Below are 14,213 nucleotides of genomic sequence, written 5' to 3' on the forward strand. Positions count from 1 at the left end.
CGCTGAACACACATTTCGAACAAGTGGGTTAACAATGCGCGACATTCAGATTCTACAACAAACCATACAAAACCAATGCCCCTCCATTCACAAAAAACGCGTTAGTTCTCTGATACTTGCTACAAGAAGTGTACTTGACGGCTCAGACTTAACGTTGACTAAACTAGGTCGGAAACTGGAAACTAATACCACGGTAAAACATGCGATCAAACGCGTTGATAGACTTCTTGGAAATCGCCAACTACATCGTGAAAAAGACCTTATTTACAAATGGCATGCCTACTTAATAACGGGCGCTAACCCATGCCCTGTGATCCTTGTGGATTGGTCTGATGTTCGTGAACAACTTCGTTATATGACGTTAAGAGCATCCGTTGCACTTGATGGTCGAGCCATCACAATCTTTGAGCAAGTTTTTGAGTAAGTTTTTGAGTAAGTTTTTGAGTATGGTCAATACAATTCACCGAAAAGTCACCAAACATTCCTCGATAAATTGCAGAGTATTTTGCCGAACAAAATCAGTCCGATCATCGTTTCTGATGCGGGTTTTAGAAATACTTGGTTCCGCCAAGTTCAGGAGAAAGGTTGGTTTTGGTTAGGTCGTGTCCGAGGTGAAGTATCAATCAAACAGCCCCAAAAGCCTTGGGTCTCAAATAAAACCTTTTATCCAAACGCCGTCCATAAAACCAAATATCTTGGCCACTGCTTATTAGCAAAGAGATCACCGATATCTTGTGAAGCCTATGTTTATAAGGGATTAGAAAAAGGCAGAAAAGCCCAGCGCCATAGCAGAACCAGCCAAAAACACTCCGCTACACATCTCTATCAACGCAGTGCAAAGGAGCCGTGGTTACTCGCGACCAATGTCCCTAGAAATATCTTAAATGAAGTACAAATTACCAACCTGTACGCCAAACGCATGCAAATAGAAGAAGCCTTCCGCGATCTAAAGAGTACCGCCTATGGAATCGCTTCGTCACAACAGAACTCGTTGTACTAAGCGATTGGATATCCTGCTTCTTATTGCGTTGCTTGCTGAAATCTTGATGTGGTGGAATGGCCTCATTGCGGTACAAGCCAAATGGCATTTTGACTTCCAAGCCAACAGCATTAAACACCGCCGAGTTCTATCCATACCTCGTCTAGGGAGAGAGGTACGAAATCCTCGGCGATATCAAATTAACGAATCCCAATATCAATGGGGAATGTTCGAATATCAAAGGCTCACACACAACGCAGGACTAGGGAAATTATGAGGGGATCCGTCAGTGTCCGGAATTTGTTGACCACTTGCATAGCAAAGCGTTGACGAAATACGTGTGCGACCTAACAATTTCGACACCGTCTGAATTGTCTATCCCTCTCTAACACCGCCTAACTGGCAAAGGCATCACGTCAATCGTGAATAAGAACATCCTCAATATTAGCTGAGGCTCTTACCTGTCACCATACCATCCCAACCTTAACCGGTCGGCTAGGAGTAAATCGAGGATAATTATTTAGAAAAGAATGCCGCTCTAGACGGCATTCTTAGTCTATTTCTTTGTTAATCAATCGATAATCAGTTAGCGGGACTGTGAAAATAACAAGTTTCCTGATGGATCAGTGATCTCAAAGTCATATTGAACCGGTTGTTTCAGTTCGGCCATAAGATTATCACTGATACCAAAGCCATTTCGATACGCTGAGCCTATCGTATTGATTTCCTTAATTTGAGTGTCTACTGGTAAAATATTCCCTCCTGATTTCGAAAAAATATTGCTATACATCGTAGACAGGTATTGATAAGACCTTAAAAAACGAGTGGTTCGATTAAATTTAATTTCATAGTCTGACCCATCTTTTCTTTTAAATGCCAAGCGTCCAATTGAGCCCACGGGAATTGACGTATCTAAGTGTGGACCTTGAATGGCATGTATTTTCATCGTATCGACGACATTAAAAAGGACGCTTGACAACGCTTGCCTGTAATCTTTATCAAACAAGTCAAATCGATATTGACCCGCTGGCTCTTGAGTGTTCATGTACAACCGATTACCGCTTAAGATGATGGCATCATTCTCAGTGTTTTTATCGGCCTTAAAGCGAACATAAGAAGTAATATCTGTATTTTCACCTTCTTCATTTATCGCACTTACCGTGATTGGCACCGACCCTTTTAGGTAAGGGATATCTGCCAAAGATAGCTGTTGACCATTCAATTCAATATTTTTGGCAAGAGTCATGGAATGATGATTTTGATTATAGATGTGAGTATCTGATGCTTCGATAGCGTTGTAATCAACCTCAATATCATAGGTTATTTGTTCCTCCCCTTGAAATTTGAGGGTTAGGGGGGATGGTTGGAAGCTGTCCAAAAACGTAAGGTTTCCCCGTGAATCTACGATGAGGTCTTCAGAGCCTGATACTGTGTACGGTCCTATGACCCAGTTTTTGCTGTAATGATTGAAAAGGTCATTCAAAAATGGAGAAACATTAACCTGAACGGGTTGCTGACCGAACTTATCATACGATATACTATAAAAATTATTTTCTGCGAAGTGGTTTAATGAAGGGACGCCATAGCGGTTTATCACTTCTTTGCTCCCCATACTGCTTATCGCCACAAAATCGATAGCTTGGATGGGGTTGATATAATCTCTTTCACGACAGTCAAACGTGAACAGTGATTCATGCGTTTGATTTCCTGGCACTCCATAAATTTTGTCATCAAAAAGAACCATTGCCCATGGATCAGAGAAACTGAAATTGCAGCTTGACCATGCTTTTTTTCCTTTACTTCCAGGGACTTTTTCACCGTTGGCGTTAATGAATTCAACGTTTAGGTTACGGTTAGTGACATTAATGTCATTCAATAATACACGGGGGGGCAAGTCTCTATCCCATTTCGTGTAGAGACTATCTGCTACATCGAGGTTTAAATGTAGATCAGTTTTATCTACCTTCACTCTGTAATAATCGGGAGAATGAGGAAGGTACGAAGAAAGCTTACTCCCGTTAATCGAGACAGAGACTAAGGAGGTTTCTTTCGTCTTGTCAGACATCATGAGAAAACCGTCTTCAATCCTCCCAGCCCCGTCAGGACTTACCTCGAGTTCGACCAAGGATGTGACATCTATTCCGTTGCTTGTGATAAGAACACGATATGGCACATCGACATGTGCTTGTAATGCTTCTGGGAAAGGTGGCAGATTGACAGTGACTCCGAACATGGCCACAAACTCACCCAACGTGACCATTTCATAATTTATGCGAGCCGCCTCTACTATATTGGGGTGTTTAACTAAGATCTCATGACGTCCTAATGCTCCTGGATCAGACAGAAAATCGTGGAGTTCTGCCAGAGATAATGGCTTTCCTTCAATGACATAAGTTAACAACTCCGCTCTAACAGGGTGAACCTGCCCGTCCGCGTTAACATACGAAACCAAAGGGGCAACTTTTGCTCCGACAGGCAAGAAACGCTTTTGAGGATCAGCAATTAGCTTGCTTCCACTTAATTGTTTTGGCTGTATTTTAAAATATTTTGCGTATTCCCGATCGTTCACTTGGATTTGTATTAAACGTTGCTCTTCTTCATCTTGAAGATCTTCCTCAGTAGGCGTAAGGAAGATATTACCGACGGTATCTTGTTGGACGAGTTTCTCCATCCGGGTCTTTAATTGCACATCGCTCTGCTTAAATGGGAAGCGACTAGAGAGACCTATCGCGTAACGATGTCCTGCTGTAAGTACATCTTCAGTCTGTACGAGTCCCGTGTATAAATCGATAAGAGCTATGTTTAAAAAATTCGTACTTAAGTCATTTGAATCAATTTTTAAGTAATATAAATCGCCATTTCGTTTATTTTTTAGCTGCGCTTCACCATCTTGGAGCGCGATAATTTTCTTATCCTTGGTCAGTTTTACGAACTCTTTCCCCGACATGACTTCAAACTCTATGGGTTCATTGCTGTTGGCGGTTTGAGGCCTACTCTTCACTATTTCTGAGAAACTAACCATTTCATGCTGTGAGAGGAGCAATTCTCTAGCAAATACTTTCTCTTTGACAACAACCTTCTGTACCTCACCCCCTATTTCTTCCTGACAACCGAGTAGAAGAAGAAGCAAAAAGCTCACTGGAGTGAAAACATTGATTTTCATTACATTCACCTCTATTAAAAATAATTAAATATTAATATTAAATAAGAGAGGTGCGTAAATAATTATAATAATTAATATAGAGCCAATTGAAGTGAATCAATAAAGTGAATGAAAGACTGAACGCTCTGATGGTAATTCAAGTATAGGGACCTAATTTCATATAATAAATTAGCATTAATTAGATTTGCTTCTCTTCTTACGTTGTTAGCCTGACATCTTATGGGTTAGAAAAAGAGAAAAGGATGGTTATGAAACTCCCCTTATGATGACAACGTCACAAAAAGGCGATGTTGTTTCAGGTACGTAACTGTTAATGGGTGGATTTTAGTCAACAACCATCTGAGTCAAGCACATAGCGCTCTTAAGCGCAGCAACCTGAACGAAAGTGAATAGACGTACGTAGCCAAATTTCATTATTGATGATATCGCCACTCTAAACAGTAATTATGGATAATCACAGCATGATATGAGAGAGCCTTTATGAACCGATTTTACACATTACTTAGCAATTGTATTTGCAAATCAATAACAGGCAAAAAGCATCAAGGCTACTTATGAAAAATCATACGATTGGCATCATTGGTATTGGCCCTCGAGGACTCAGCGTTTTAGAGCGTATAATTGCCCTCTCAATAGATACCCCTCATCAACCATTAGATATAACAGTATTTGACCCAAACCTTCCAGGCTCCGGGTGTCATGATGTCAAACAACCGAATCATTTACTCGTCAATACCGTCAGCTCTCAAATCACTATGTTCGCTGATGAGAGTGTGAGTGAAGCTAAAAATGTAATTTCAGGGCCTACTTTTTATCAATGGTTGTGCGAAAGACCCAAAGATGAGCTAAGTCCTAAAGCAATATTACCGAACGAATACTATTCTCGTGCTCTTTTTGGGGAGTATCTGAATTGGGTATTTCACTACCTTGTTGATATGTCCGTTTCACATATCACGATCGACTATGTACCTTCTGAAGTTATTGATATCACTAAGTTGGATGATCATTCTTGGAATTTACTTGATGACCGAAACATTATCACCAATGTTGAATACCTCTACTTAACTACAGGGCATACGAAAGCCAAGTATATAAACCCTGATACTGCCCAAGAAATTTTTAATCCATACCCATTAAAAGAAAAACTAAAAAATATCACTTCAAATCAAACGGTCGCTCTCCAAGGGCTCGGATTAACGGCTTGTGACATTCTGGCTGAGTTTTCGATTGGACGTGGCGGAGAGTTCATCCGTTCTCAAAAAGGTTGCCTTCAATATTTACCTTCTGGAAATGAACCCAAAATCATCGCCTATTCACGCTCTGGTCTGCCTTTGTCCGGAAGAGCGGAAAACCAAAAAGGAACATCTAAGCAGTACCATGCTAAGTTTCTAACACCTGAGAAGGTCGCCAACTTTAGAGAACGAGGGGACGTCAGTTTTATAAAAGACATACTGCCTTTGCTTATAAAAGACATGGAGTATGCGTACTACGAAAGCTACCTAAGCCAAAAGAAAGGGCTTATTGCGGCCCAAAAATTCTGTAACCAGTTTCTATACTCACGACTGAATGAACAGGAAGTGCTCATTGCTAAAACCATTTCGATTAAAGATAGGTTTAGTTGGGAGAAACTTACCGCACCAGTCCCAAGCTACGCGCTTGCCTCTCCAGACGTCTATATTGCTTGGCTGATAGATTTCCTTGAAGCCGATATTAAAGAAGCTAAAAAAGGGAACCTCAGTAGCCCAATAAAATCGGCTAGCGACGTATTACGTGACTTAAGAGATCTCATTCGAAGTGTTATCGACTTTAAAGGCCTGACGGAAGAATCACATCGTTGGGTTGATTCTGTGTTTATTCCTTTGATGAACCGGCTCGCCGTAGGTCCACCAAAAGAAAGAATAGAAGAGATGCTCGCTTTGCTAAAAAGTGGTGTACTCAAGTTAAATCTTGGCCCTTCGCCAGACGTAAGACATAGTTCGAATACAAACTTGTTCACTCTCAAATCAACAGTGTGGCCTGAACTACAAGAACAAGCCAACATAAAAATTCATGCAAAGATCACAATACACAGCCCGGAAGACGATGGGACTGAGCTCTGGAAAAACCTTTTAGCTAAACAATATACAAGGCTTTACTTCAATGGAAATTATCATCCCGGTGGGATTGATGTAACACCAAACATGAATGTGATCGATGCAAATGGAATCGAGCAAAATAACATTTGGGCGCTGGGCATTCCAACAGAAGGCAATAAATTTTACACCTTTATCATACCTAGACCTGGTGTTAACTCTACGGCGCTTGTCGACGCAGGTAGGTCGGTCCGGGCTCTCTTTAAACAGTTGTCTTAGGCCCAGGCTTAAGATGAACAAGATGTCACAAGTTAAACTATTAAACCGCACCTCTTTCGCAGGGCTAGTTGCAATATTAGTCGGGAATGGCATTGGACGCTTTGCCTACATAGCCTTAATGCCTGTGCTCATTCAGAACCGTTGGTTCTCAAACGAAGATGCCTCCATTCTTGGCGCTGCAACGCTCATTGGTTATATCTTAGGGCCCCCTGCTTCAAGTTTTTTACAGACATATTACTCAATAGCTACACTCATACGTGCCTCTCTGTTATTAAGTAGCTTTAGTTACCTTGGCTGTGCTTTGAATTCTGCTCCCTTTGAATGGTTTTTGACATTGAGAACCATCGCTGGAATATCGGGAGCTGTTCTTATGGTACTCGTCCCACCAATGATTGTTCGCCTTCACCCCCAAGATATGAAAGCAAGAATCAGTGGCGTAGTATTTTCAGGGATTGGTTTAGGTGCGATGATTTCAGGCACGTTCACACCTCTACTTATCTCTCAAAGTGTCGAAAGCGCATGGCTTGGTATAGGAGCGATCGCTTTCCTCGCGACTGTCTTAACATGGAACACATGGTCTCTCGAGGTTAAACCAAATCACGGCGCTCAAAGTCCCTCTAGATTGAATGCCTTATCTAAATATGAGCGTGTAAGTATTAGCTGTGTACTTTTAGCTTATGCCTTTAATGCCATTGGTTACCTACCGCATTCTCTCTTTTGGGTCGATTATCTTGTTCGTGAGCTAGGAATGAGTTTCGCGAGCGGGGGTTTTTATTGGGCAGTCTTTGGTATAGGAGCTGCGGTTGGACCAATCGTGACCGGTATATTAGGTGATAAGTTCGGACTTAAAAAAGCACTATTGGTGGCTTTTTCGTGTAAAGCCATAGGGGTAGCACTTCCCTTGCTAAATACCAATATGATTGCACTTTTTGCTTCATCTCTACTCGTTGGTATGTTTACCCCTGGCACCGTAACACTCGTATCAACTTACACCTTAGAAATCGTTGGGACACAACTCCATACGAAAATTTGGGGGGTAATGACAATGGCCTTTGCTATATCGCAAGGCGTAGGTGCCGTTGTGATGGCTCATTACGCCCCACAAATCAACAGCTATAACGCCCTATTTATAATCAGTGCGAGCGCACTCATTTTATCGATAGTCTGCATTAAATTTACATCAACCAAAAAGTAACCATAACACTACTCAAAGGAGCAATTAAAAAAGGAATCGATCATGAAACTCTCCCCAATTATCTTCTAGATTTGGACGACCTTGGTATACGTCAGACGTAATAACTTTTATCGCTCTCAGTCTTCTATCACGGCAGACGGCAAAGCGTACGCTCCTTTCTGTATCACCTTTTCGGCATAATCAAAGCCAACCCTAAATCGAAAAACCCCAACTGGGTTAATCGACTTGGCTCCCAGTTTAGAGAAAGCTTTCCCAGCTTTGGTTCGAAAAGAAGAAGTCTGTGGATTGGTGGTGATACTGACCCGATTGTGACTGATGTCTTCCTCTGGAATAGAACCGGGTGCCTCTCCCACCAAGTAGTGAGCTCGCCCATCTTCGCTGTATTGGACTCGCCCTGAAGGAGCCTCTGTCGCGGTTCTCCTGCGGATCTTATCACCGCTTGTCGCGTATCGATATTCGAGCGATACTGGTAAGGTGATATTACCGTCGGCTTCAAAGAACATGGTCGGACGCTTGTCCAATCCCTGAAAAGCCGTCTCTACCGCTTCGGTGATATCTGACAGAGCATGACACAGCGTCACCGGGTCTCTTTCGGCTATCACTCCCACCACAAAACCGACAGCGCATCCTGCCACTGAAGAGACGATATCTCCGGCCAACCAAGCCGCAAAATCTTCCTTATCCTTGGTCGCAATTTCAACAACATAACTCCCAGAGGCGGGGGCCACTTTTAATGATATCTCCGGTTTGAAAGTAGTGCCCGGCGTCTTACCTCTCATCACTTTTTGCGTTTTCCACAAATTCAGTCTAGCTACCAGGCTGCCGGTAAATTTTTTGTAATAGATATCGTGTGAGCCCATGTAGCGCCAGTCGGTACTGTTGACCGACGTGAGCTGAAATGGCAGCTTACCGCCATGCTTTCTCACCAGCATTGGCAGAATATCAAAGCCAGCTTGTGATGCCTTCGCGTCTTTAAATTGTGGCATACTCCCGCTGACCACCTTTAATGCATCTCGGAAAGCAACCGACATCCACATCGTTGGCATATTACAGTCAGTGTCTGTATCGGTTTTGCAGTAGCCGTTAGCCGATTTTTTCCACGGATTGCCTTTCAGCGCTGGGCTTGGGGCATTGATAATCACCTCCAGCTCAAATACATCAACCAACCCCCTGAGATCCTGACTAGACATATCCAGCCCTAAGCGCAACAGCCAGGAAAATTTGCCATTACCACCAATGTGCTCATTGACGGTGTAGTAGTCCGGCCAGCCTTCCAACGTCGCAAAGCTATTGTCAGCAAATTGTATTGTTTGTTTGTCGACATTCGGATGCTGAGGTAAGTCAGCCAGCAAGATCGGCAACGCAGCGGTATGGAGCGAGGGGTCAATCAGAACCGCATCCCTGAAACGCGCGCCAGCATCTCCCGGTGATTGGCACTGACTGACGTTAACCTCAAAAATTTTACAACGCCACCAATTGACTAAATGACCCAATTCTTCGAAATAAAATTTATAAAAATCCGCACTGTCGCGTGACACCAGATCAGAATTCATAACGATCATCGCGTGTTGATCGGTAAAGACCAGACCGGCAGGACGCTTTCCTATGGCTGTAGAATCCACCCAATAGGGTTGGCGCTGCTGATAGTACGCTGGGTCAGCAATGACTTTATACAATTCATTAGTCACCTGATCGCGTGTCCATGATGTATAAGCAGGGTTGGATCTAGCCACATCTTCATATCCTGTTCCAAAAGAATGATTGAAAATGTTCGCCAGTTTTGTGGCGAAGAGGCTGCCGCCACTCGCATACTCAATCTCAGTCAGAGAATTCGAATCAAAGACCGTCGGGGCGCCTAAGAACGAGGCGAAGTTGCTATTCTGAGGCGTAAACTTTTGCTGGACATTGATTTCCTGCTCACTATCGCCTTGCCAGAAGTCATAGTTAATACGTTGAACTTGGGAACGCCAGTCAACCAGATTTTGATAGTCAGACTGGATAAGGTTTACTTCACCCGGTTTATCTCGCCACAGGCCCGCTTGACGAATGCTCTCAATCACCTCATCGCCTAAATCATTGATGGCATCGGAGACGACGTCTTGTAAACCTTCGCCAATAGTCGAGTCATTACTTAAATCAGTCAGCACGTCGGTCAGAAACTTTATTTCCTTTTGGTTTAACGCCCCTGGTTCAGTGGTGAGCTCGACCACCCCTTCGACTGCTTCTCCCACTGGACCCGCTAACCCCAATAACATGCGTCTGAGATTTTTCGCAGAAGGGTGGCGAGCATAATCGACAATGTGTTTGATTTCTGGGCCAACTAGTGGCAGATCTTCAATCGTCTTCAACAGAACATGCTCCGGGCTGGCGTCATTAAGGTACTTCGTCATTGCAGCCTGATAATCCATTTTGGCTTGTTGCGCGCTTTTATCGTAGCCTGCTTTAAGTGTTTTAAGGTCATCTAAGGTCTTACTTTCTTCCAGAAGTAGACCCGCAAAATGGGTTCCATCATTCTGAGCCCATGTTTCATGTAATTTATGCCAACGGCTCCCACGCGCCAGTTGCACTTTTTCCCGGGATGATTCTAGAGTCGCTTTATACTCTTGATTGAGAGCGTCGAGTGCATCTCGTAAATCCGTATACTCATCGGAGGTGACGCCACATGCTACCGCCATCCACCATACCCACGCCCACGCGCATTGCTCCCTCTTATCACGTTTTTTACTATCGACCCGTTTTTGTAAGGACGCGATGCGCGGGAGATAAATATCTTTTATTCTTTGCGCTTCATAGGCTTCCATCGTCGTGAAAAGAGTCTCCATATTACTCAATGTCGCATCGATGTTGGCTTGCACTGTTTGGTAGCGGAATGTTTGCCCTTGTGAGGCTGCTTTGGCACACCAGTGCCCAGGACTATCGGTTAAGGTCCGATTGCAAGTGACGGGCCGAGCACGACGGACAATGTCCGGATAGTCATTAATATTGCGGCCTTCCTCAAACCACTCGCCGCCAAGGAACGTCCAGATTTTTCTATCGCCAGTCGAAAGTCGATGAGCTTTCCCGTTGGGTAAATAAACTGTAACTGGTGACTCCGTCAGAATTACATCCACAATGACACGCTTGCTTTGCTCAATAGGTAAACGCTCTGTGTAGGTCCTCTCTATATAGCTCGTTTCTGTGTGGAACTCCGGGTAGGTTGTCCAGGGGATTTGTAGGATCCCATTAGCTGTGTAGTTTGGCGGGAAGGCCCCGTTCCTTCCTCCAACAGTTGAACGCTCTAAATATGTGCTAGTGTGTTCCAGCTCATAGGGCAACGTCAGACTCGTTAAGACACCTTGACCTAAAGGGTTCCCGTTGATTATTAACGTTAACTGATTAGTGTGCTTCAAATATTCCGCTATTCGCTGACCTTCGTCTCCCAGAGATAGCATAATGGAACGATTGGTGATCTCATCCCGCTGGGTGTAGTCAAGCTGGGTGATGCAGCGCTCTCCATCGATAGAGTAACATTGGGGCTCCCCTTGTAAGCTGTCCGAATACCACGAATTAAGCTCCGATGATTTGCCGGCAAACCATTTAAACTCACTGTTTTGGGCCAAATGGCATGAGTCATCGAGGCTTTCATAGCCAGTGAAACCTAATACGTTTTCATGGTTCCGCACTGCTGAGCGGGGAACAAAACCGTCGCGACTCCCACACTCTAGGATAGTCAGCCGCTCATAATCTAGCTCCTGGGTTGGCACATCAATGGTCGTTGTCCCGTCGTAGGTCAATAAACCAATCCGTTTTGAGGTTGGCATCACAGCATACAGAAAACCCTCACCAGCCTGACTGAGTGCTCTTTTAATTTTTAACTGAGGAAAATTTTCAGAAAAATCGTCACTTGGAGGGGCACTGTCTAACCGGGGATAGTTAAATCTGAGGCCATCAATAAGCCAGCCATCAGACCAGAATGAGATACTAATTAAATCTGGTTGAATCTCGTGTTCACTTTTGACAATGTTGGACGAAAAATCAGAACTGCCAAAGGATTTTTTATCTCCGTTGTTATAATGAAATTCGATTTTTACTATCGATGGTTCCTCAGCACTTCCCCAATAAAAGTTGCCGCTATATATGACCATTTTATTTAAACCAGCGGTATCTAAGGACGAAATGATACCGCCCTCACCACCGATCTGATAGATTTTTTCTTCAGAGTCATAAGTGTAAACAAATCCATCAATCGCGGCCCCGTGACGAATTGACAACTCATTGAGCTTACTCATCTCAACATTGACTGCGTATTTGGCATCAGTTCTGCCAAATTCATAGTGAAAAAACCTTTCGTTCGGAGACTGAAACGCTGAAGAAATAGTGCTGAATACCAAAAAAAATATCCCAAGAAACGTCTTTGTTCCTAAGAGAAATCTGCGTTCAATAACCATAGTGTCCCTCCAGCTTCCCCGTAGGGCGAATAACATAACTCTATTGATAATGAAATTAGGATAGCGAACAAATAAAGATACATAATTTATACATAATTATGTCTCTTTATCATAAATCTTAGTTTTCTCGTAAGCGTCTTCAAATCATTGAATTCCTAATATCGACACAGATATCGCCAAATAAGGCGGTATCTATCATTCTGAGTGGTATTCGGTGAGAGACGGACTATTTCTTCGATTTGAAGACGTCTTGTTGGTCAAGCGGCTGCAATTCTTACCGGAAGAGAGCGAGGTAGTAAGCGATAACCCAACCTATAAAACATGGGAAATCAGCAAAATGAGCGACTTCCACGCTTGATAAAAAACCTTTAGAAGTTTCAGTGACCCTGATGTAATCGTAGAACTTCACCTGTGTCCGGCTCTCTCTTCACTGATTTGTATAACAACTCATTAAATCGTGCCGAAACCAAGCAATTACTCTATATTTATTTTTATATAAAATAGAGCAATGTCTCTTGATTAGTATCTATATATGTATTAATTTAAATATTATTGTCACACGAAGAAAGGAGATTAAAATGATGACACTTAGCCCTTTTTACTTTTTTATCTCCCCGAGAATTTCTTGGTATACCCTTGATCCATCAATAAAAAACAAATCAGAAACATCTAATAGCTAATTGGAGTGTAAGTATTTAGCATTATAATATATGGTTATTTAGCCTACATTTATGCCAAATAAATTATAATCTACATTCGTCTCCTTATTTATAACTTGAAATCATCATCAAAATACGGGGGGGGGGGACTAACTTCGAATTTCACTGATGATGTAATATTAGATGGTAAAGTTATGCTACGACCAAAACTTGAAAACTTAAACACCTCTATTGGAAACTGTTTATTACAACGTAATGAATCAGGCGCAGAATTGATTCTTAGTAATAAAAAATCATTTTCTATCACAGCACCTGAGAGTTGTATACTTGAGACTCTCATTAAGAATGATAAGCTCATCTCTACCAAAGAAGAGTTGGTCATTTCCGCTTGGGGGAGCCCGGATATCATTGGTTCCAACTCTTTACCAGTTGCGATTACTAATCTAAGAAAAGTCTTAAAACTTGATAATATCAAAATCATTAATATTCCAAGAAAAGGTTACAAACTTAATATCCCTGAATCTGAAGCTTCGCTAGACTTACCTAAACAGCTAAAATTAAATCACTACCCTAAATACGCATTTTGGAGTATTTATTCAACGATCTTAATTACTATAATAATAGGTGGTTATTTCTATTTCTGGCATGAATTTGAGATTGTCAATGTAAATGTCAATAATCAATCTAGTCAAATATGTTTAACTAAAAAAGATGAACTAGAATTAATCTTAACATCTTCTGAAAAACAAGTCGCTTTTACCGCAGCCTCTCAGACGGTTCCATAATATCTCGTCATTTATAATTATGCTAAAGAGTACAACATATAATAACTGGCTCTAGTGTACGATTTATTTAAGGTAATTAAGTAAATCGTACAACCCTTTATCACTCTCTAACAACAAGGTAAAAAATTTGTCCTCGACTACTCTTAATTGCTATTTTTATTGGCTTTGTTGCGTAATTCAATGGAACTAAAACAAGAACCTACGATCTTATCAGCTAGCTCCACCCTCTCTCGTAGCCCTATGCCTAAGCCTTGTTACAAAACAACCAACTAGAAGCAATACAACCAATCACTCATTAACCGTGGCTCTCTGACCTTTTGGATTGATGAAGAAGCAATAAGCGGGTGGGCGCAAAGTAAACAGAATAAGCTCGGTAGACCGCGTCGGTTCAGTGATTTAGCTATCACAACAGCACTCATCATGGTGAAACGAGTTTTTTCTATGCCATTGAGAGCGCTTCAAGGATTTATCGACGGTTACAGATGGAGAAGTACTCCCTAACTTACTGAAACAAACACGCCGAAGTATCCTTGAGGTGTCTGGTGATGGCGCTTACGACACGAGAGCGTGTCACGCTGCTATTAAGATTAAGGGAGCCATTGCGCTTATTCCCCCAAGAGAAGGGGCAGCCTTCTGGGAGCGTGGTCACCCTCG

General features: G+C 42.5%; 5 protein-coding genes and 2 pseudogenes. 5 read left to right on the forward strand and 2 right to left on the reverse strand.

The window, feature by feature from the left end; translation table 11 throughout:
• Window positions 1-34 precede the first annotated feature (34 nt).
• Window positions 35-1,256: pseudogene (locus H5300_RS22295) on the forward strand (IS4 family transposase).
• A gap of 309 nt (window positions 1,257-1,565) precedes the next feature.
• Here H5300_RS22295 and H5300_RS22300 read toward each other — a convergent pair.
• Window positions 1,566-4,142, reverse strand: coding sequence for a hypothetical protein (locus H5300_RS22300; protein WP_182796931.1), 2,577 nt, complete (start codon window positions 4,140-4,142; stop codon window positions 1,566-1,568).
• Between the two features lie 554 nt (window positions 4,143-4,696).
• On the opposite strand from H5300_RS22300, the gene H5300_RS22305 reads away from it, so the two are divergent.
• Both H5300_RS22305 and H5300_RS22310 read left to right on the forward strand, forming a co-directional pair.
• Complete coding sequence (locus H5300_RS22305) at window positions 4,697-6,493, forward strand: FAD/NAD(P)-binding protein (RefSeq protein WP_105058915.1); 1,797 nt, start codon at window positions 4,697-4,699, stop codon at window positions 6,491-6,493.
• Between the two features lie 22 nt (window positions 6,494-6,515).
• Complete coding sequence (locus H5300_RS22310) at window positions 6,516-7,688, forward strand: YbfB/YjiJ family MFS transporter (RefSeq protein WP_105058914.1); 1,173 nt, start codon at window positions 6,516-6,518, stop codon at window positions 7,686-7,688.
• A 116-nt stretch (window positions 7,689-7,804) separates the two neighbouring features.
• Here the strand turns inward: H5300_RS22310 and H5300_RS22315 are convergent, their stop codons facing one another.
• Entirely contained in the window at window positions 7,805-12,115 is a 4,311-nt protein-coding gene (locus tag H5300_RS22315; RefSeq protein WP_182796932.1) for a beta-prism lectin domain-containing protein, read from the reverse strand.
• An 853-nt stretch (window positions 12,116-12,968) separates the two neighbouring features.
• On the opposite strand from H5300_RS22315, the gene H5300_RS22320 reads away from it, so the two are divergent.
• Both H5300_RS22320 and H5300_RS22325 read left to right on the forward strand, forming a co-directional pair.
• A complete protein-coding gene (locus H5300_RS22320) occupies window positions 12,969-13,559 on the forward strand; it encodes a winged helix-turn-helix domain-containing protein (protein WP_182796933.1) in 591 nt (196 codons plus the stop codon).
• Between the two features lie 294 nt (window positions 13,560-13,853).
• Window positions 13,854-14,213: pseudogene (locus H5300_RS22325) on the forward strand (transposase); the annotation flags it as partial.

The sequence above is a fragment of the Vibrio sp. SG41-7 genome (genome assembly GCF_014164465.1).
GTDB classification, from domain to species: domain Bacteria; phylum Pseudomonadota; class Gammaproteobacteria; order Enterobacterales; family Vibrionaceae; genus Vibrio; species Vibrio splendidus.